Source organism: Sphingomonas sp. NBWT7, from assembly GCF_014217605.1.
Taxonomy (GTDB): Bacteria; Pseudomonadota; Alphaproteobacteria; order Sphingomonadales; family Sphingomonadaceae; genus Sphingomonas.
The window spans coordinates 620,255-637,692 of sequence record NZ_CP043639.1 but is presented as its reverse complement, the minus strand read 5'-3'; the positions used below and the strand labels follow the sequence as shown (position 1 = coordinate 637,692).

The window sequence follows — 17,438 nt, the reverse complement described above, 5'->3', positions numbered from 1 at the left end:
CGTCACGCCACATCCCGCCTCTTCAGCGGAACATGAGCGGCCGTTGACCCGCGCACCTCCTCCGCCAGCGCGATGATGCGTTCGCCGCAAACATTCCATGCAAAGTCAGCTCGAACGAACGCCGCGATACTCGTGCCATACTCACGGAGTTGTTGCACGGGTCGTTGTAGGATCCACGTCGCTGCCGCCTCGACCATCGGATCTTCCGCGACATAGCCGCCGTATTGCGCCACCATCGACGCAGCGCCTGCCATCGGCCCCACGACGGGCACTACCCCGCGTGCCATCGCCTCCAGAACGACCAACGGGTAGCTGTCGATCATCGACAGATGCACCAGAACATCTGATTGTTCGTACGCCGCGATCAAGCGCGTCTCATCGAGCCATTCGACGAAATCGATCGATTGTCGAAGCCCGGCTTGGTCCGCAGCGTCATGTAACTGTCGCATCGTCGCAGGATCCGCCCGACCGACGATCGTCGCCGAGACCGGATAGCCGTGGGTATGTAGCGCCGCACACAGAGCAATCGCGCGAAAACTCCCCTTCGCTTCGGAAAGCCGCCCGGCGTGGATGATCCGAAGCGCGCCGCTGCGTGCACCAGCGCCCCCGACCTGAAGCGCCGCTTGAGGCAGGAAGCTTCGCACGGTTACCTTAGGCACATCACGTGGTAGCGACAACTCTTCGGCTTGTGCGGCGAAAAGCAGCGCAAGGCGATCAGCCAGGCCCAGCAGCCGACGTGCTGCATCCCGCAGAATTCGTACCCGTTGCAAACGGGCATTACCGCCAAGATGCGGGGTGACGATCACCGGTACACGGCGCACGCGCATGGCAATCACGAACAACAGGTCGGCGAGCGTACTCCATTGCAGCCACACGACGTCGTAACGCCTCGCCAGCCAGAAGCTCTGCATGAGGCGCTTGAACGCCCGAGGCAGGCGGCGCGCCGTGAGATACGCGTTATCGGTTGTCCGCCATTCGGCTCGCCAGCGGTGGCCATGCGCGTTGATTGCGGCGACCGCACGTTCGCAAAACGCCTCCAGGCCTCCAGGATGGTGAACCGACCCCCCGAGGATAAGCATCGTGCCCCCTCGTGCCGACGGATCGCAACACACATGGGTGTTCAGCGACACGCCACGGTCCCTACGCAAGCGGACGGGAGCGCCGCCAAAGCCGCGCGCGCTCTTCCTGAAGCACCGATGTCAACGCGTGGCGCAAACGGTCCCGCTCCGGATGCCGCTCGACCGGCACGGGCGGCGCGAGCGATCGCGTGATCAACGCGGCAAGATCGGCTTCGTCGAACGCCGTGTAGATGCCCGTGCGGCCATCCAACGCGCGGACCGTGGCGAGCTGATGGTCGTTGCGGTGCTCATCGAGCGAACCGAGCCGTGGAAAGAGGATCAGCGGCTTCGAATGTTTCTGCGCCATGACGATCGTACCGATCCCAGCGTGTGATACGATTCGCGAACAACGCTGGATCATCTGTTCGAATTCGATCGGGGGCACGACACTCTGCCAGCGCATGTTCACCGGTCGATACTCGCCACGGCCGGTCTGCGCGAACACTTCTTCGTCCGCCTGCGGAGCAAGTCGATCGACGATCCGGATGAAGCGATCAAACGGCAGCTGGGTACCGACCGTTACCACGATCATAACAGCGCGCCCTCGTAACGACGCCGCTTGGTCTCGAGATGGCGCCACTGGGTGAACCATTGCGTGGCGAAGGGGATAGCGCAGATGCCGCTCAGCGAAGGCCGGTCGGAATTAGCGATGCTGTCGAGCCACACCGTGCGCGCGCCAAGCATCCGCGCGAATACGAGGCAGAACAGCCCGGGGAGCGCGCCCGTCGTCACCAGCATGTGCGGCCGGACCTGCCAGATCAATTTGGCACAGGCAACCATGCACCGCAGTGCCTGAATTGGAACATCACGATTTGCATCGGGCAGGATGTGAACGCGCGTCAGCCCTTCACGATCGGCCAGTTCGCGAATGTTGGTCGCGAACACCATATCCAACTCATCGAACGCAGGACGCAGCAGCATCAGCTCTTCCCAATGCCCGCCGCCCGAGGCAACGGCGAGAACCGTGAAGCCCGATCTGCCATCACCTGCCACCGGTCGTCCGAGCCCCCTGGTTGGTGCCAGATGCACCACGTGCGCAGCCTGCCTCGATGCCTGTCAGCCTCCGAATTAGCTTGTCGCACGGGTACGCGAGCACAGTCGATATCGCAAGCACGCGTGCGTTGCACGATCTGGCAGCAAAGGACAGTCGCCACCGACAACGACACCGTGTACCGCTTGGCAAGATGGAATGGGTAAAAGATTTCTGGCGCTGCGGCATCGTCCACGCAGACGCTTCTTCCATCCTCGCGCGCGGTTCGCTTGATGATTTCGCAATCAGCTGGCTTCCCGGTACGCGTGGACTAACGTATCTCGCTGATCCGTTCGCGCTGTGGCGTGATGACCAATTGCACGTATTCGTAGAGAACTTCGACTACGTCAGCGGTCGAGGGCGGATCGATGCAATCACGTTTAGCCATAAATTTCAAATCTTGTCGCAAAAAACGGTGATCAGCGAACGCTGGCACCTTTCCTACCCTTATGTTTTCGAAGCCGATGGTGACATCTGGATGCTGCCCGAGGCGCATCAGTCTGGAACGAGCTGGCTTTATCGATCAGCCGCATTCCCGGACCGGTGGGTTCGATCATATGAGATAGCGTTGCCACACGTTCCGCTCGACGCGACGATTGTTCGCCGGAACGATCGCTGGTGGCTATTCTATGCCGCCGCGCACCCGATTGGCGAGCGCCTGACCGCGCTTTACGCTGCGCATGCCCCTTGCCTCGCCGGGCCATGGACTGCGTGCGGCGACGGCCCGATCTTACGCGACCCGGCCGGCGCACGCCCCGGTGGCACGCCGATAGTGCAAGACGATGTCATGTACCTGCCGCTGCAGTCCTGCGTCAAAACCTACGGCAGCGGCGTCCGCGTGGCACAAATCGATACCCTGACGCCCGAACGGATTAGCGCTCGAATCATCACCGAACTATCAGCGCCGCGCAGCGCCGCTCCGTTCAACGATGGGTGTCACACGCTGGCGGCCGCGGGCGCCGTCACGTTGATCGACGTGAAGCAGCGCCGCTTCTCGCCGCTGGCGCTCGCCACATGGCCGTTGCGGCGAGCGTGATATCAATTGGCCTGATAATAGTCTGAATATTGTTTCGAGTAATAATAAAGTCCGCCGACAGAATGCGCCGACGGATCGACCTGCGTGTAGATTACGCCCACCGGGTTGCTGCCGTCGCCTTTCAGCCAATTCAGCGCCGACTGTGCTGCCGAAATCGGCGTGCTGTTCCACTTGATGACCAACGCAGTCGCATCAGCAAGTACCGCCAGGAAACGGCCATCGGCCAAGCCCATCAGCGGCGGCAGATCGAGAATGATGTGATCATAGCGATCGCGCAGCGTCGCCAGCAACTGCTCCATCCGCCCTTCGCCGAACAGATTTTCGGCCGAGAAATAAGGGCTGATGACGAGTAGCTGATCGAGATTGGCGACGTCGCCGCGCTGGATCGCTTCGTCGAGGCTTGCTTCGCCATGCAAAACCTCGACGAGGCCGACTGTCGGCGCCGGCGTGCGCACGATTTGGCGGACAGCCGCGCGCCGAATATCGCATTCCAGCAACAGCGTCCGCGCGTTGGCGGTGGCCAGCGTGCGCGCGAACGCGACCGCGGACGTCGTCTTTCCCTCCGCCGGCAGCGAGGACGTGATGGCGATCACCTTGGGTGCGCGCGTGCCGCGAACACCGAGGATAGCCGCGCGCGCGATTCTGTACGATTCGGAGAACATCGACGTCGGCCGATCAAGCAGCAAATCGTTTGGATTCTCCGCTTTCGCCACCTTGGGAACGACAGCCAGTACCGGGACGCCGAGCTGTGTCTGCACGTCTTCGACCGATCGGAAGCCACCGCTTGTCATCTCCATCACTGCGATCGTGCCTGCGCCTGCCGCCAAGGCGACCAGTAGCGATAGGGCGTAGAGCAGCGGCTTGTTCGGTGACGTCGGCCGGCTCTGCGGCTCGGCACGATCGATCACTTCGGCCTGCGCGATCGACAGGCGCGCCGCCTGCATACTCTCGAGCGACATCTGCGACATCTTGTCGTACAACGCGCGCTTCGCCGCCGCCTCGCGCTCGAGGCTGTCTGCAGCCACCGAGGCGCGCGTCGTCTGCTCGCGCTGGCGCTCCAACTGGCCCAGCGAGCTGCGAAGACTCGAAGCGCGCGCTTCGGCCGCCGCCGCAGTCGCCTGAAGCGAACCGATCGTACGGCGTGCCTCGGCATCGATCTGCGCGTCGATCGAACTCAACTGCTCGCGAACGCGAATACTCTCCGGATGGCGCTCGCCGTACCGCGCCTCCACGGCGTCCTTGTTTTGCAGGGCTTCGGCGCGTTGCGCGCGCAACTGAACGACCGTCGGCGACTTCAATACTTCAGAGACCGCATCGAGCCCGCCACGGCGCGTTTGACCGCGTGCTGCCTCTAGGTTGGCGCGCGCCGCAGCCGCGTCGGACTCCGCCGCTGCCAGCCCGCCCGCAAGTGGCGCAACCTGCTGATCGGCGACGGTGCCAGCCGCGCTATTAGCTGCGGCGCTTTCGACGACCCCCGAACTCGCCCGGAAATCGGCGGCGCGCGCTTCAGCCTGGCGCGCCTCATTGGCGAGTTCGTTCAGGCGTTGCTCGAACCATGCGCTCTGCCGCTCGGCATTGCCGATCTTGTTGGTCGTTCGAGTCGCGATGTATCCATCGGCGAAAGCATTCGCAAGTTTCGCCGCCTTCAACGCATCGGTCGAGGTGAACCGAACATTGAGAACATAGGTCAGCTTTTCGCGATCAACCGACAAATGCGACAATACCGCGGCGGCAATGGCGTTTGCCCGCGCCTCGCTGTTGTTCAAGGTCGTGCCGCTCTTATCAAGTTTCCCGGCGAACTCGGGATCGGTGTCGAGCTTGTTCTGGCGGACGATGAGGCGAGCGAGATCAAGCGACCGGATCGCGGTGACCTCGGTTTCGATCGCCTCGGGCGTCAACTCCGCGCGCGTCTGGTTCGCATTCGTCGCAAGCGGATTGCGCGATGGGTCAAGACGCACCTTCGCCGTCGAAGTGTATTGCGGCGTCATCAGCGACACGAGCACGACGCCGGCAACGAAAATCGCCGCGGTAACCGCAGCCATGATCTTCCAGCGCCGCCGCACCGTATCTCGCACGATGCTGATTACATCGGCGAGCCGAGCCTCATATTCATCGGCTTCGTGTCTGACTTCCATCTTCGTCTGACTTCCCGTGATTCGCCGCTGATCTGCAGCGCGATACGTTAGATACGATAGGTGAGCCCCGCTTGAATGCGGCCCTCATCCGAATTGTCGGTAGCAAGATCGACGTTTGATCGTCGACGTGCGTAGCTGATCGACCCGTCGAACGACAGCCGCCGCGATACCAGAAGCCGCGCGCCTGCGAGAGCGCGGTAGCTGCTGTTCTCACGATCCGACCCCAGGTAATTCTGAAAGGCGTAGTCGCCGGTAGCGGAGACGATAAGGTTCCGCCGTACCTCATAATCACCGCGCAACCCGAAGCGATTATCCCAGAACGGCTGGCGATTGCCGAACGTCGAATCCTCGATGGTCCGGCGCGCCGTTGCCGTGATCGTAAATTGCTCGGACGGGAACAGATCCAACCGACCCTCTGCCACGAGTCCACGGATCGTCTCGAACGTTGCGGCTGAATAGTCGCGAATGCTGTAACCGAACGCAATCGACCCGCGGAGCCGTCCTGCGATATCCGCATTTGCGCCTGCGCTGGCGCGGATCGTCTGTGAATCGCGGCTGCTTGCGCCGACCAATTGGTTAACGAAGGTCGTCGATGTATAGTTTACTTGCGCGAACACGGAAACGCTCGGCGTACGCGCATATTCGGCTTGCGCCGTGACTCGCGCGAGGTTCCGGTCGCGTACAGTCTGGTCACGGAATGCGCCATCACCAAGGGGGAGCGGCCGAAAGCGGAAGTCGGTATAATCGCCAACGACGAACGCCCGTAGTCGACCAGACGTATATTCGCCGCGCAGCGAGATGAAGTTGCGACGGAAACGCGACACGGCAGCAACGGCGGAGTTGATCTCGCCGGTAAACTGGTTCTCGAAGTCGAGCGAAGATTGTACCTCGCCCGTCACCTCGATCGTCCGCCCAAGATCGAGCCGCCCGCTGGCGCCAAGATCCCATGTGCGCTCGTTGCGTCGCGACTGCCCGATATAGTCGCGGCGTGCAGTGGACGCTCGTGCACTGATCGCATGGCGAGACCAGATCGACCGCATCGTCACCGCCGGCTCGACAAAAACGAACGGAACGGCAGTCTCGTTGTCGCGCGTTAGATAGGCGTTCGTGGTACCCCCGCCACCGGCCTCGACGCTGGGAAAGAAGAGCAGGCCTCCGACGCTGATACCGAGCGCATCGTACGACGGTCGCGGTCGTTGCAGCACACCGACGTTGCGGTCGCGATCGAACCCCTGCGGCACCGCTGGCTGCACGACCAGACCATCCTGCGCCACTGCCCCCGTCGGCACGCCAACGGCAGCAACAGCGATAGCCGTCAGCCTGGCACGACCGCCCGCAAAGAGTGAACTGCCCCCCATAGACAAAACGTTGTGTCGCCATTCACCATGTGAGGCAAGACATTATGCCTCTTCACAGCGCCAATCAGAAGAACCGCTCACCGATCCTGATCGTGTCACCGGGATGAACCACCAGTTCCGGCGTCAACTTATAGTTGACTTCGTTCGCTTCCCCTTGCCGGCGAATACGGATCACATCGCGGTTTGCACGCGGCGTGAATCCCTTGGCGGTGGCGATCGCATTGAGTGCGGTCAGTCCCGAGGCATAGGGATATTCACCGGGCGCGCTCACCTCGCCGAGAATGTAGAACGGACGAAAGGTAATGACCTCCATGCTGACCTTGGGCTGCCGCAGATAGCCATCGGCAAATTTCGTCGTTGCGTCTCGCGCGATGTCGGCGACCACCATTCCGCGCGCCGGCACGCTGCCGATCAGCGGCAGCGCCAAGGTGCCGTCGGGATTGACCCAGAATTCGCCCGTCAGATTTGGTTCGTTATAGACCGTCATGCGAACCTTGTCGCCGACGCCCAGACGGTAGTCGCTCGCAATGTCCGCGGCGGCGTAGCGATCGCCCGACGCTAGGATGGGCCCATCCCCCTTCTCGGCACAGCCGGTCGCGAGCAATACAAAGCCGAAAAGCAACGCCAACCGCTGTAGCATAGAGCCTCGAAACAATAAGGTGAACGACAGACTAGCAACGTGCTTTGCATAGCCGCCGATCGGGCGCAACGCGTACCTGCCGATTGTGCGAAGATCAGGAAACGCAAGGCTGGTTCGGCGGAACCTACTATTCCGCACGAACATAGGTGAAATACCACACCTCATGCCCCTGCCGCCGCGCCTTTCGCTCGTAGCGCGTCTCGGGCCAGTCGTCGGGGCGGACAAGAAAGTCCGCGGGCTCGCGCGCCGTCCAGCTGAAGTCGCGCCGCTGGTTCATCACCATCATCGCCCAGCGGCAATAGGTCGGATCGTCCGTCCCCAATCGAAAGACGCCGTCCGGTCGAAGCTTGCGCGCGATCAGGTCGAGCGAGCCATGGTTCACCATCCGGCGCTTGGCATGCCGCGCCTTGCGCCATGGATCGGGGTGCAGGAGATACACCGTGTCGAGCGCGCCGTCGGGCAATCGCTCGATTACGTCGATCGCGTCGCCCATGTGCAATCGCACATTGTCCAGCGCACCATCGCGGATATGGCCGAGCGCGCCGACGACGCCGTTCAGGAACGGCTCGCAGCCGATGAAGCCGACATGTGGCGCCGCGTCTGCCTGCGCGGCGAGATGTTCGCCGGCGCCGAAGCCGATCTCGAGCCGCAACGGCCGGTTGTCGCCGAACAGGCTGGGCGCATCGATCGCGCCCTGCGCCGGCACCTCAACCGCCGGAAGTAGCGTTTCGACGAGATCGGCCTGTCCCTGGCGCAGCTTGTGGCCCTGTCGACGGCCGTACAGGCGGCGGATAGTAGCTGGGTCGTTCATGCGGGCGGGCGCATACCGCGCGCATCGGCGGGAGCAAAGCCGGTGCACGAATGTTCGAGCTCAATGGGAAAAGCGAAAGTCGCCAAGAAGGCTGCCAGCACCGAACACCGCCTCGTCGGCGACGTCGCGGCGCTGCGTCGGATAAAGCCGGTCGCGCTACTCGGCTCGGCGAGCGAGGTGGCCGATCAGCCGCCGATGGTGGCACTGTCGCTCGTCACGCTTGGGTCGGGCCTGGTGATGCGTCGACCCGCCGTCGCGCGCACCGGGTTGCGCATGCTCCTCGCGCACGCCCTCGCCACCGGCGGCAAAACGTTGCTCAAGCGGTCGATTGATCGGACGCGGCCGCAGCGTGCGCTACGCGACGGTAAGCATCACGCCGGCGCCGGCAAGGGCGGCGGCGACACCGACTTCAACTCGTTCCCGTCGGGCCACACCGCCGGTGCGGTTGCCGTCGCGCAGGCGGTTGCCGCAACCCAGCCGCAGTTGGCGGTATCGGCGCGCGGCGGTGCGCTCGCCGTCGCCGCGCTCCAGCTTCCGCGCGGCGCGCATTATCCCAGCGACGTGCTGGTCGGCGCCGTCATCGGCTATGTCGCCGATCAGGCCGCGGGCGCGCTGATCGATGCCGCCGGCCAAACGCTGCGCCGTGCGCGGCCAGCGGGGACGACGGACGAAGTGCTGGCCGAGGCGGAGGCGCATCCGAGCTGACGGACGCGCCCGGAGATCGCGTCAGGCGGCGATCGCGGCCTTCAGATCGTCGACCAGGTCGAGCTTCTCCCACGGGAAGGTGTCGCCCTCCGCCGCGCGCCCGAAATGCCCGTAGGCAGCGGTGGTCTGGTAAATCGGCTTGTTGAGGCCAAGGTGCGTGCGGATGCCGCGCGGCGTCATACCACCAAGCTTGCCGATCCCGGCGATCGCCGCCTCGATCCGGTCATCGGCCACCGTGCCCGTGCCGTGCGTATCGACATAGAGCGACAGCGGCTTGGCGATCCCGATCGCATAGGCGAGCTGGATCGTGCACTTCTTCGCGAGCCCTGCCGCGACGATGTTCTTCGCCAGATAGCGCGTGATGTACGCCGCCGAACGATCGACCTTGGTCGGATCCTTGCCGCTGAACGCGCCGCCGCCATGCGGTGCGGCGCCGCCATAGGTGTCGACGATGATCTTGCGCCCCGTCAGCCCGGCGTCGCCATCGGGTCCGCCGATCTCGAAGCTGCCGGTCGGATTGATGTGATAGACGGTCGCGTCGGACAGCAGCGGCGCGGGCAGGACGTCGGCCACCACCTGCTTGACGTAGGCGTGGAGCTGCGCCTTCTTCTCGCCCTCGTCATAGCCCTTGGCGTGCTGCGTCGACACGACAATAGCGGTGCACGCGACCGGCACGCCATTCTCGAACCGCAGCGTCACCTGGCTCTTGGCGTCGGGCTCGAGGAACGGCGCGGTGCTCGCGTGACGATCCTGCGCCATGCGCTGCAGGATGCGGTGGCTGTAATAAAGCGTCGCCGGCATCAGCTCGGGCGTCTCGTCGCACGCAAAGCCAAACATGATGCCCTGATCGCCGGCGCCCTCGTCCTTGTTGCCACTCGCGTCCACGCCCTGCGCGATCTGCACCGACTGTCCGTGCAGATTGTTCTCAAACCGAAACGTCTGCCAGTGGAAGCCGTCCTGTTCGTAACCGATGCGCTTCACCGTATTGCGGACGGTGGCCTCGATCTCCTCCTCCGCGCCAGGCGCCCAGGCGCCGTTCTCGTACACGCCCTTGCAGCGGATCTCGCCCGCCAGCACGACGAGCTGCGTCGTTGTCAGCGTCTCGCACGCGATGCGTGCCTCGGGATCCTTCGACAGGAACAGGTCGACGATCGCATCGGAAATCTGGTCGGCGACCTTATCCGGATGCCCTTCGCTGACCGATTCGCTGGTGAAGAGGTACGATTCGCGCATGGTCGCTCCGGCAGAATTGTTGAGGAGATAACGATATAAAGATAGCTTTATATGCCTTATCGGCGGCGGCGGCGGATGGCAATGGCCGCTGCCGCCAGCATTACGGCGACGATCGCCGCCATCCAGTTGCCGACACGCGCAAACAGCGTCGCCGGTCGCGCCGGGGGCAGCGGCACTTCGATCGCACCCGCCCGCTCGTGCGGTATGGTCGCCACCAGCGCACCGTCCGCCGCGATCACCGCCGATATGCCGTTGGGCGTCGCGCGAACGATCGGCAGCCCCTCCTCGATCGCCCGCATCCGCGCCTGTGCCAGATGCTGCGGCGGGCCCCATTTGCCGAACCACGCGTCGTTCGACGGGTTGAACAGAAAGCGCGGGCGCCTCGTCCGATCGACGACCTGACCCGAAAAGATAATCTCGTAGCAGATCTGCATGCCCACCGCGCCGAGACCAGGCAGGTCGAGGGCGCGAGGCCCCGGCCCCTCGGCAAAGTCCATCGATCCAGGCACCAACCGATCGAGCCCGAGCGGCTTCAGCAGCCACGGCATCGGCAGATACTCGCCGTACGGCACCAGATGCGCCTTATCGTACCGCCCGCGGATGCGCCCGCGCGGATCGATCGCGAACACCGAATTGGTCGCCGTCACCGGCTCGCCGCGGCGATCGAACTGAAGCGCCGTCCCGCCGGTCAGCAGCAAGTCGCGCGGGCCGAGCAGCCGCGCCATGCGCCAGCGGATCCAGAACGGATCGGCAGCGTAATATTGCGTCGGATAGCCGTCCTCGAAATAGTCGCGCACCACGCCCTCGGGCCACACGATCAGTCGCGGCGTCGGCCCCGCCCGTCCCGAGAGCGCCGAGAGCTTGGCGAGCATCATCTCGCCGTCGCTCTCCCCACGCGCGTCCTGCGGCACGTTGGGCTGCACCACGCGGACGCGGACCGCCGAGGCGTTGCCCACCGGCACAGTGCGGTAACTCGTCTGCTGCGCCCATAGCAGCGCGCCCAACGCCGCCACCCCGCCCGTGATCGTCGTCGCACGCCGCGGCACCAACAGGATTGACCCTGCGAGCACGACGGTCAAACCGGACAGCGCATAGGTTCCGATCCATGCGGCAATCGCCGCAACGGGCTGCACGGGCACCCAGATGACGCCCAGCGGATCCCAAGCATAGCCGGTGAACATCACGCTGCGCAGCCACTCGGCAACGATCCACGCCGCGGCGAAGGCGAGCACGAATCCCCCGTCGACGTCGCGCCGTCGTACGCGCCATGCGGCGCCCGCAGCGAACGCCGGATAGACCGCCAGATAGAGCGCCAGCGCGAGGGGCGCGGCATAGCCGAGCACGGGCGGCATCTTATCCTGGAAATCAAAGGCGTGCTGGAACCAGTTGTTGTTGATCGTGAAATGCCCGACGCCGAACGCCCAGCCGCGCCACAGCGCAGCCTTCATCGTCGGGGCCCGATGCACCAGCGCGATCCAGCCCGCGACAGCGGCGAGCGTCAGCGGCCACCATTGCAGCGGTGCAAACCCGCACGCCGCCGCTGCGCCGAGCGGCAGCGACGCCCACAACGACCGAAGATCGGAAACAAACGCTGGCAACTGCATCCTCATCGCCCCGCCCGCTGTTCGCGGCGCACCGCCCGGTGCGGGCGACCGCCGGCGCTCTTGCGGCAGCCCATCGGCGGCGACAACCCCACGGCAAGACATATAGTGACGCTTGCTCTCCTACGGTGTATCATCCGCCCATGACACTACGCCCTTTCCACCTCGCCTTTCCGGTCCACGATCTCGCTGCGGCGCGCGGTTTCTACCGCGACGTGCTCGGATGCCGCGAAGGGCGTTCGAGCGATCGCTGGATCGACTTTGATCTGGGCGGTCACCAGATCGTTGCGCATCTCGATGACGCGGTGCGCCCCGCCGGATCGAGCAACCCGGTCGATGGCCATGACGTACCCGTGCCGCACTTCGGCGTGGTGCTGACGATGGCGGACTGGCAGGCGCTCGCGACGCGGGTGGAGGCGGCGGGCGTACCGTTCGGCATCGCGCCGCACATCCGCTTCAAGGGCCAGGCCGGCGAGCAGGCGACGATGTTCTTCCGTGATCCATCGGGCAACGCACTCGAATTCAAGGCGTTCGCGGACGACGCTCAGCTATTCGCTACGGAGCCCAGCGCATGACCGCCCCGATCGAGATCGACATCCCGCACAAGCTCGGCACCGCGCAGGCGAAGACGCGGATCGCCGGCAGCTTCGGCAAGCTCGCCGATTTCGTCCCCGGCGGCGCGGTGACCGAGCATCGCTGGAGCGGCGACACGTTGCTGTTCACGGTTGAGGGGCTTGGCCAGCGCGTCGCGGTGAAACTCGACGTCCGCGAGACAAATGTTCACGCGAGTTTCGAGCTGCCCGCCTTCATGGCATTGTTTTCCGACAAGATTCGCGCCAAGCTGCAGCAGGAAGCGCCCAAGCTGCTCGAATGATTGCGTCCTAGAGGTAGCGCGCCGCCGTCTCGCGGATCAGCGCGATCATGTTGGGAATGCCCTGCGTCCGGTTCGAACTGAGCTGGTTCTTGAGATCGAACGGCGCCAGCGCGCCGGGGATGTCGGTCGCGGCGATCTCGTGCGGCTCGCGATCCTGCACCGTCAGCAGCACCAGCGCGATGATGCCCTTCGTGATGGCGGCGTTGCTGTCGGCGAGGAAGTGCAGCGTCCCGTCTTCGCGCCGCGTCGGATAGACCCAGACGGAGGCGGAGCATCCGCGCACTAAAGTCGCGTCAGTCTTCAGCGCCTCGGGCATCGGCTCGAGCGACCGGCCAAGATCGATCAGCAAGCGATAGCGATCGTCGGCCTCGAGGAATTCATATTCATCGCGCAGTGCCGCGAGATCAGGGGTGGTGTCGGCCATCGCCGCGGCGCCTAACGACTGGCCGGTGACGCGGCAACCGGCGCGATCAAAGGTCGACGCCGGCGGCGATCGCCTCGAGCTTGCGGATACGCTCCTTCAGGTCCGCGATCTCGATCCGCGCCGTCGTTCCAGTGGGGGTGACGGCGCGAGCATCGCTCTCCTGGCGAAGCTCCTGCTGCTTGAGCTGTAGCCAGCCGCGCCAACCCGTCAGCATCGCCTGGACGAGGATGACGAGGCCGGCGAGCGCCGCCGTCGTGATGGTGAGGTAAAGGCTCGGATCGGACATGATCGTCGGCTCCACTTAGCGGTTGCGCAGTTCTTCGATCTGACGCGTCAGATCGGCGCTACCGTGATTGTCGGTGATGACGCGCTCGAGCACCGCGATCCGCTCCTTCAGCTGGCGGATCTCCTCGCGCCCGGCGACTGCATCGGCAGGCAGCGCTCCGCCCTCCTCGGCGCGACCCATCGCGCGATACTTCTCCTTCGAAACGCGCGCGATCGATGTGATCATGACGATCGCGATAACCATGAAAACGACGGACCAGGGCATCGGTAACTCCTGTTGATCGAATGATCGGATGGTTCAGTTCGGCCGCGCGGATGTCACGCCGGCGTCGGGCAGCGTGCGCAGCTCTTCGATCTGCGACGCCAGCGACACGCCGTGATCGGTGACGATACGCTCGAGCACGCGCACGCGCTGCTCCAGCCGCTCGGTATGCGCGGCATATTGCGCCGCCTTCTCCGCGGTCTGCGCGGTCAGCGCCTCCGCCATACGCTCCTTGTGCTTGAGCCAGCGCTTGAACATCTCGCCGCCGATCCCAAACACCGTCGGCAGGCCGACGACGATAAGAAAGAAGGCGATCACGAAGCCGTACTTATTCATCGGTTGCGTCCCTTAGTTCGCGCGATCGCGCAGCTGCTCGATTTCCTGGCTGAGCAGGTGGCCGCTGTCGGTCACGATCCGCTCGACGTTCTGCAGCCGGTCCTTCATCGCGCCCAATTCGGCGCGCAGCTGGCCGTTCTCCTGCGTCAGCAGCTTGACCCGCTCGATCGTCTCGTCGTCGCGCTTGGGGTACAGAGCCTGGCCCCACTGGCCGTCGAGCGGATAGCCGTTGCGGATGCGCATCCAGGTTGTCGCGACCCAGCCCAGCATCGCCGCGACACCCAGCGTGCCGATCATCGGGGCGAGCGCACTGAACAGCTGGATCTTCTCTGCGGCGGTCATGCTCTATCCTCCCTCTCGATGTTTTCGTCAGCGATCGCGCAGCTGCTCGATCTCGTGCGCGGTGCGTGTCGCGGGATCAGTCGCGATCCGCTCAAGTACCGAAAGCCGTTGCTCGAGCCGGCTTACCATTCCCGTCAACCGCTCGTTCTCGTTCGTCAGCAGCTCGAGCTGGCGGTTCGCCGGGGCGTCGGCCTTGCCGATGTTGCGGCCCCAGTCGTCGCTTATCGAATAGCCATGCTTGGCGCGGATCCAGTTGTTGATCAGCCAGGCACTGCACGAGATTGCGATGATCGCTAGGACGAAGAACGGACCGTGAAAATCCATCGAGTGTCTCCCGATTTATCGGATCAGCGCAGGCGCTCGATCTCGTCGGCGAGCTGCGTGTTGCGGCTGGTGTAATGCGTCTCGATGTCGGCCAGCCGGCGGTCGAGCTCGCGGAACTTGCTCCGCACTTCGGCGGTGGTCCGCTTCGGATTGGAACGCACGCCCTGCCAGAACTTAACGTCCTCGGGCGATCCATAGAGGCCCGCCGGGCGATCCTCCGCCATCCAGTTAATCAGCAGATACGCAACCAGCGTCCACGGGAAGCCGCCGGCGAGCGTCAGCAGGATCATCGCGATCCGTACCCACAGCACCTCGATCCCGGTATAATCGGCGATCCCGGCGCACACGCCCTTCCACTTGCGCTCCTGGCGGTTGAGATAGAATTTGGTGCGGCTGTTGTCGGCCATCAGTTCCTCCTCTGCGTCCGGTCTTCGAGCCGGTAATCGGGATCGGATCGGTACTCGGCGATGCCAGGGCGGAAATCGGGGTTGTCGGCGGCGACGATGCGCTCCACCGTATTCACCCGATCCTCGAGGCGCCGCGCCAGCGAATGCAGGTCGTCGAGCAGCGTTTCGTCCTCCGCGGTCATCGACCCCGGCGCCTGCTTCCACTTGGTCACATAGTGCATGATCAGCCACGGCAGCCCGATGAAGAGGATGCCGACGACGAAGATCGGGACGAGAATGTCCTCCATCTCACTTTCCCCCGTTGGTGCGGTTGTTGAGGCGCGCCTTCAGCGCCGCCAGTTCGGCATCGACACGATCCGACGCCTTCAGCTCGGCGATCTCCTCGTCCAGGCTCTTGGGCAATGCGCCAAGGCCCAGCGCGTCCGCGCGTCCCTCGGCCTCGTCCACGCGCCGCTCGAGCATGTCGAAGCGGCTGAACGCCTCGTGCGTGCGCGGGCCGTTCCACATCTCGCGCAGCTTGGTGCGGTTGTTCGCACTCTCCAGTCGCGTCGCGATGCTGTTCTGCCGGGTCCGCGCCTCGCGCAGCTTATTCTGCAGCTTCGCAATGTCCTCCTCCGATCCGCGCAGCGAATCGTCGAGCACGCCGACCTCCGCACGCAGTTGATCGATCATGTCGCTGGCCTTCTGCCGCTCCATCAGCGCCGCCTTGGCGAGATCCTCGCGATCCTTCGACAGCGCGAGTTCGGCCTTCTCGGTCCAATTTGCCTCGATGTCGGAAAGCTTGGCGACGTGCCGGCGCATTTCCTTGATGTCCGCGATCGTCCGGGCTGCCGACGCGCGCACTTCGACCAGCGTCTCTTCCATCTCGAGGATGATCATGCGGATCATCTTGGCGGGATCTTCCGCCTTCTCGATCAATTCCGCCATGTTGGCGGCTACGATGTCGCGGGTTCGGGAAAAGATGCCCATCAACAAAAACTCCTGGGTGACGCCCTTTTATAGGCTGGGCGCCGAGGCTCGGCGAGGGAAAGCCGCGCCCCGGCCGCCTCGCTCACGCGATTGCGCGAGCAATGGCGGTCGCCCCGCCCGCCTGCGCCGGGCCGACCGCGCCGAGCACCATCATGGTGCTGAAGACGATCGTGCAGGCGATGGCGGCGAGCGTGCGGCCGATGTTCTCAAACTTGGTCATGGCGATGTCTCCTCGATCTGATTGCGTGTCCCCGTACACCGGGGTTGCCAGATGCTTTGCAGGCAGCGTGCCAAATCTATCGAAACGCTCGTGACGGAACGCTGGCGACATCTCGACTGACAATGTTGATGCAAATACAGCTGCTTAGGACAGCGCGGGACCGCTTGCGCGTAGAAGCGCAGTGATATGTCGGCGCCACACACGCCTTGCCAAGCATTGGGAGAATGCGCCAAGGCTTGGGCAGACGAAGCGAGGCGGCATGGCGGAACGTGCGACACAAGTGATCGGTGAGTCGGGCGCGTTCCTCGACGCGCTCGAACGCGCGAGCCGCGCCGCCGCGCTCGATCGTCCGGTGCTCGTGATCGGCGAGCGCGGGACCGGCAAGGAGCTCGTCGCCGAGCGTCTCCACCGGCTGAGCCCGCGCTGGGATCAGCCGCTGGTCGTGATGAACTGCGCCGCGTTGCCCGAGACGCTGATCGAGGCCGAGCTATTCGGGCACGAGGCGGGTGCGTTCACCGGCGCAACCAAGGCGCGTGTCGGTCGCTTCGAGGAGGCGGATGGCGGGACGCTGTTCCTCGACGAGCTCGGCACGCTGTCGATGGGCGCGCAGGAGCGACTGCTGCGCGCGGTCGAATATGGCGAGGTGACGCGGATCGGGTCGTCGCGGCCGATCCGCGTCGACGTCCGCATCGTCGCCGCCACCAACGAACATCTTCCAGATAAGGTCGACCGGCACGAGTTCCGCGCCGATCTGCTCGACCGGCTGTCGTTCGAAGTCGTCACCCTGCCCCCGCTGCGCGCGCGGCGCAGTGACATCGTCATCCTCGCCGACCATTTCGGACGGCGCATGGCGGCCGAATTGCATCGCGATCGTTGGCCCGGCTTCGCGCCCGAGGCGCAAGAGGCGCTGCGCGAGTATCGCTGGCCGGGCAACGTTCGCGAATTGCGCAACGTCGTCGAGCGTGCGGTGTATCGCTGGGATTATGACTGCCCGATCGAGTCGATCGAGTTCGATCCCTTCCAGTCGCCCTACCGGCCGGGCGGCGCAGCCCCTTCCAGCCCCCCGCCAGCCCCCACAAACCCCTCACGCTCCACACCGCAGGCCCCACTTAACGACGGCGACGAAGTGGCCGCGTGCGACGTCGGCCCGTCCGATTTCAAGAGCCGGGTGGCGTTGTTCGAGAAGGAACTGCTGTCGCGCGCGCTGGCCGACAATCGCTTCAACCAGCGCGCCACCGCCGATGCGCTCGGCCTCAGCTACGATCAGCTACGCCATGCGCTGCGGCGCCACGACATGATCGGATCGACCGGCTGACGCCTTCCTAGAT

Annotated in this window: 24 protein-coding genes; 5 read left to right on the top strand and 19 right to left on the bottom strand. The window is 64.5% G+C overall.

Annotation, left to right across the window (positions count from 1 at the left end; genetic code table 11):
- Positions 1 to 2 precede the first annotated feature (2 nt).
- The 3 genes from F1C10_RS03185 to F1C10_RS03175 all read right to left on the bottom strand — a co-directional run bounded on the left by F1C10_RS03185 (position 3) and on the right by F1C10_RS03175 (position 2,150).
- A complete protein-coding gene (locus tag F1C10_RS03185) occupies positions 3 to 1,079 on the bottom strand; it encodes a glycosyltransferase family 4 protein (protein ID WP_185208743.1) in 1,077 nt (358 codons plus the stop codon).
- Positions 1,080 to 1,140: 61 nt separating this feature from the next.
- Positions 1,141 to 1,710: a glycosyltransferase gene (locus tag F1C10_RS03180; protein WP_185208741.1), complete on the bottom strand. Its 570-nt coding sequence runs from the start codon at positions 1,708 to 1,710 to the stop codon at positions 1,141 to 1,143.
- On the bottom strand, positions 1,647 to 2,150 hold the full coding sequence (locus tag F1C10_RS03175) for a glucuronosyltransferase (protein ID WP_219729780.1): 504 nt from the start codon (positions 2,148 to 2,150) through the stop codon (positions 1,647 to 1,649). The genes F1C10_RS03180 and F1C10_RS03175 overlap by 64 nt, the downstream gene beginning before the upstream one ends.
- Before the next feature lie 89 nt (positions 2,151 to 2,239).
- On the opposite strand from F1C10_RS03175, the gene F1C10_RS03170 reads away from it, so the two are divergent.
- A complete protein-coding gene (locus tag F1C10_RS03170; RefSeq protein ID WP_185208739.1) occupies positions 2,240 to 3,184 on the top strand; it encodes a formyl transferase in 945 nt (314 codons plus the stop codon).
- A 2-nt stretch (positions 3,185 to 3,186) separates the two neighbouring features.
- Here F1C10_RS03170 and F1C10_RS03165 read toward each other — a convergent pair whose 3' ends face one another.
- The 4 genes from F1C10_RS03165 to F1C10_RS03150 form a co-directional block, all read right to left on the bottom strand.
- Positions 3,187 to 5,319, bottom strand: coding sequence for an AAA family ATPase (locus tag F1C10_RS03165; protein WP_185208737.1), 2,133 nt, complete (start codon positions 5,317 to 5,319; stop codon positions 3,187 to 3,189).
- 47 nt (positions 5,320 to 5,366) lie between these two features.
- Positions 5,367 to 6,677 (bottom strand): outer membrane beta-barrel protein, encoded by a 1,311-nt coding sequence (locus tag F1C10_RS03160; protein ID WP_258043034.1) that lies wholly within the window; start codon positions 6,675 to 6,677, stop codon positions 5,367 to 5,369.
- Between the two features lie 64 nt (positions 6,678 to 6,741).
- Positions 6,742 to 7,305 carry a polysaccharide biosynthesis/export family protein gene (locus tag F1C10_RS03155; RefSeq protein ID WP_258043033.1) on the bottom strand — a complete coding sequence of 188 codons (564 nt, stop codon included), beginning with the start codon at positions 7,303 to 7,305 and terminating at the stop codon, positions 6,742 to 6,744.
- Between the two features lie 139 nt (positions 7,306 to 7,444).
- On the bottom strand, positions 7,445 to 8,128 hold the full coding sequence (locus F1C10_RS03150; protein ID WP_185208733.1) for a tRNA (guanosine(46)-N(7))-methyltransferase TrmB: 684 nt from the start codon (positions 8,126 to 8,128) through the stop codon (positions 7,445 to 7,447).
- Between the two features lie 63 nt (positions 8,129 to 8,191).
- Between F1C10_RS03150 and F1C10_RS03145 the strand changes: the two genes are divergently transcribed.
- Positions 8,192 to 8,833 (top strand): phosphatase PAP2 family protein, encoded by a 642-nt coding sequence (locus F1C10_RS03145; RefSeq protein ID WP_185208731.1) that lies wholly within the window; start codon positions 8,192 to 8,194, stop codon positions 8,831 to 8,833.
- A 21-nt stretch (positions 8,834 to 8,854) separates the two neighbouring features.
- On the opposite strand, the gene metK is transcribed toward F1C10_RS03145, so the two are convergent.
- Together metK and lnt are read right to left on the bottom strand one after the other, a co-directional pair.
- The gene (gene metK / locus F1C10_RS03140) at positions 8,855 to 10,066 is read right to left on the bottom strand and encodes a methionine adenosyltransferase (RefSeq protein ID WP_185208729.1); all 1,212 of its coding nucleotides are present in this window, start codon (positions 10,064 to 10,066) and stop codon (positions 8,855 to 8,857) included.
- A 56-nt stretch (positions 10,067 to 10,122) separates the two neighbouring features.
- Positions 10,123 to 11,670 carry an apolipoprotein N-acyltransferase gene (gene lnt / locus F1C10_RS03135; protein WP_185208727.1) on the bottom strand — a complete coding sequence of 516 codons (1,548 nt, stop codon included), beginning with the start codon at positions 11,668 to 11,670 and terminating at the stop codon, positions 10,123 to 10,125.
- A gap of 140 nt (positions 11,671 to 11,810) precedes the next feature.
- Between lnt and F1C10_RS03130 the strand changes: the two genes are divergently transcribed.
- Entirely contained in the window at positions 11,811 to 12,242 is a 432-nt protein-coding gene (locus tag F1C10_RS03130; RefSeq protein ID WP_185208725.1) for a VOC family protein, read from the top strand.
- A complete protein-coding gene (locus F1C10_RS03125) occupies positions 12,239 to 12,541 on the top strand; it encodes a polyhydroxyalkanoic acid system family protein (protein ID WP_185208723.1) in 303 nt (100 codons plus the stop codon). The genes F1C10_RS03130 and F1C10_RS03125 overlap by 4 nt, the downstream gene beginning before the upstream one ends.
- A 7-nt stretch (positions 12,542 to 12,548) precedes the next feature.
- On the opposite strand, the gene F1C10_RS03120 is transcribed toward F1C10_RS03125, so the two are convergent.
- From F1C10_RS03120 to F1C10_RS03075, 10 genes are all read right to left on the bottom strand, one after another.
- Positions 12,549 to 12,965, bottom strand: coding sequence for a SufE family protein (locus F1C10_RS03120; RefSeq protein WP_185208721.1), 417 nt, complete (start codon positions 12,963 to 12,965; stop codon positions 12,549 to 12,551).
- 46 nt (positions 12,966 to 13,011) lie between these two features.
- Positions 13,012 to 13,251: a hypothetical protein gene (locus F1C10_RS03115; protein WP_185208719.1), complete on the bottom strand. Its 240-nt coding sequence runs from the start codon at positions 13,249 to 13,251 to the stop codon at positions 13,012 to 13,014.
- A gap of 15 nt (positions 13,252 to 13,266) precedes the next feature.
- Positions 13,267 to 13,515 (bottom strand): hypothetical protein, encoded by a 249-nt coding sequence (locus F1C10_RS03110; RefSeq protein WP_258043032.1) that lies wholly within the window; start codon positions 13,513 to 13,515, stop codon positions 13,267 to 13,269.
- 33 nt (positions 13,516 to 13,548) lie between these two features.
- Positions 13,549 to 13,848 carry a hypothetical protein gene (locus F1C10_RS03105; RefSeq protein WP_185208718.1) on the bottom strand — a complete coding sequence of 100 codons (300 nt, stop codon included), beginning with the start codon at positions 13,846 to 13,848 and terminating at the stop codon, positions 13,549 to 13,551.
- A 12-nt stretch (positions 13,849 to 13,860) separates the two neighbouring features.
- Entirely contained in the window at positions 13,861 to 14,190 is a 330-nt protein-coding gene (locus tag F1C10_RS03100; RefSeq protein WP_185208716.1) for a hypothetical protein, read from the bottom strand.
- Positions 14,191 to 14,217: 27 nt separating this feature from the next.
- Positions 14,218 to 14,514, bottom strand: a complete 297-nt coding sequence (locus F1C10_RS03095) for a hypothetical protein (RefSeq protein ID WP_185208714.1) — start codon at positions 14,512 to 14,514, stop codon at positions 14,218 to 14,220.
- A gap of 23 nt (positions 14,515 to 14,537) precedes the next feature.
- Positions 14,538 to 14,921 carry an envelope stress response membrane protein PspC gene (gene pspC, locus F1C10_RS03090; RefSeq protein ID WP_185208713.1) on the bottom strand — a complete coding sequence of 128 codons (384 nt, stop codon included), beginning with the start codon at positions 14,919 to 14,921 and terminating at the stop codon, positions 14,538 to 14,540.
- Positions 14,921 to 15,208, bottom strand: a complete 288-nt coding sequence (gene pspB / locus F1C10_RS03085; RefSeq protein WP_185208711.1) for an envelope stress response membrane protein PspB — start codon at positions 15,206 to 15,208, stop codon at positions 14,921 to 14,923. The genes pspC and pspB overlap by 1 nt, the downstream gene beginning before the upstream one ends.
- Before the next feature lies 1 nt (position 15,209).
- Positions 15,210 to 15,890, bottom strand: coding sequence for a phage shock protein PspA (pspA, locus tag F1C10_RS03080; protein WP_185208709.1), 681 nt, complete (start codon positions 15,888 to 15,890; stop codon positions 15,210 to 15,212).
- A gap of 82 nt (positions 15,891 to 15,972) precedes the next feature.
- On the bottom strand, positions 15,973 to 16,110 hold the full coding sequence (locus tag F1C10_RS03075) for a hypothetical protein (RefSeq protein ID WP_185208707.1): 138 nt from the start codon (positions 16,108 to 16,110) through the stop codon (positions 15,973 to 15,975).
- Between the two features lie 259 nt (positions 16,111 to 16,369).
- Between F1C10_RS03075 and pspF the strand changes: the two genes are divergently transcribed.
- A complete protein-coding gene (gene pspF, locus F1C10_RS03070) occupies positions 16,370 to 17,425 on the top strand; it encodes a phage shock protein operon transcriptional activator (RefSeq protein ID WP_185208705.1) in 1,056 nt (351 codons plus the stop codon).
- Positions 17,426 to 17,438 lie beyond the last annotated feature (13 nt).

Excerpts from the sequence above, each read along its gene's own strand:
- F1C10_RS03115 (WP_185208719.1), bottom strand. The coding sequence starts at position 13,251 with ATGTCCGATCCGAGCCTTTACCTCACCATCACGACGGCGGCGCTCGCC.
- F1C10_RS03110 (WP_258043032.1), bottom strand. The coding sequence starts at position 13,515 with ATGCCCTGGTCCGTCGTTTTCATGGTTATCGCGATCGTCATGATCACA.
- F1C10_RS03165 (WP_185208737.1), bottom strand. The coding sequence starts at position 5,319 with ATGGAAGTCAGACACGAAGCCGATGAATATGAGGCTCGGCTCGCCGAT.
- pspF (WP_185208705.1), top strand. The coding sequence starts at position 16,370 with ATGGCGGAACGTGCGACACAAGTGATCGGTGAGTCGGGCGCGTTCCTC.
- pspC (WP_185208713.1), bottom strand. The coding sequence starts at position 14,921 with ATGGCCGACAACAGCCGCACCAAATTCTATCTCAACCGCCAGGAGCGC.
- F1C10_RS03105 (WP_185208718.1), bottom strand. The coding sequence starts at position 13,848 with ATGAATAAGTACGGCTTCGTGATCGCCTTCTTTCTTATCGTCGTCGGC.
- F1C10_RS03180 (WP_185208741.1), bottom strand. The coding sequence starts at position 1,710 with ATGGTTCACCCAGTGGCGCCATCTCGAGACCAAGCGGCGTCGTTACGA.
- metK (WP_185208729.1), bottom strand. The coding sequence starts at position 10,066 with ATGCGCGAATCGTACCTCTTCACCAGCGAATCGGTCAGCGAAGGGCAT.
- pspB (WP_185208711.1), bottom strand. The coding sequence starts at position 15,208 with ATGGAGGACATTCTCGTCCCGATCTTCGTCGTCGGCATCCTCTTCATC.
- F1C10_RS03145 (WP_185208731.1), top strand. The coding sequence starts at position 8,192 with ATGGGAAAAGCGAAAGTCGCCAAGAAGGCTGCCAGCACCGAACACCGC.
- F1C10_RS03100 (WP_185208716.1), bottom strand. The coding sequence starts at position 14,190 with ATGACCGCCGCAGAGAAGATCCAGCTGTTCAGTGCGCTCGCCCCGATG.
- F1C10_RS03120 (WP_185208721.1), bottom strand. The coding sequence starts at position 12,965 with ATGGCCGACACCACCCCTGATCTCGCGGCACTGCGCGATGAATATGAA.
- F1C10_RS03185 (WP_185208743.1), bottom strand. The coding sequence starts at position 1,079 with ATGCTTATCCTCGGGGGGTCGGTTCACCATCCTGGAGGCCTGGAGGCG.
- lnt (WP_185208727.1), bottom strand. The coding sequence starts at position 11,670 with ATGCAGTTGCCAGCGTTTGTTTCCGATCTTCGGTCGTTGTGGGCGTCG.
- F1C10_RS03160 (WP_258043034.1), bottom strand. The coding sequence starts at position 6,677 with ATGGGGGGCAGTTCACTCTTTGCGGGCGGTCGTGCCAGGCTGACGGCT.
- F1C10_RS03095 (WP_185208714.1), bottom strand. The coding sequence starts at position 14,514 with ATGGATTTTCACGGTCCGTTCTTCGTCCTAGCGATCATCGCAATCTCG.
- F1C10_RS03125 (WP_185208723.1), top strand. The coding sequence starts at position 12,239 with ATGACCGCCCCGATCGAGATCGACATCCCGCACAAGCTCGGCACCGCG.
- F1C10_RS03075 (WP_185208707.1), bottom strand. The coding sequence starts at position 16,110 with ATGACCAAGTTTGAGAACATCGGCCGCACGCTCGCCGCCATCGCCTGC.
- F1C10_RS03150 (WP_185208733.1), bottom strand. The coding sequence starts at position 8,128 with ATGAACGACCCAGCTACTATCCGCCGCCTGTACGGCCGTCGACAGGGC.
- F1C10_RS03130 (WP_185208725.1), top strand. The coding sequence starts at position 11,811 with ATGACACTACGCCCTTTCCACCTCGCCTTTCCGGTCCACGATCTCGCT.
- pspA (WP_185208709.1), bottom strand. The coding sequence starts at position 15,890 with ATGGGCATCTTTTCCCGAACCCGCGACATCGTAGCCGCCAACATGGCG.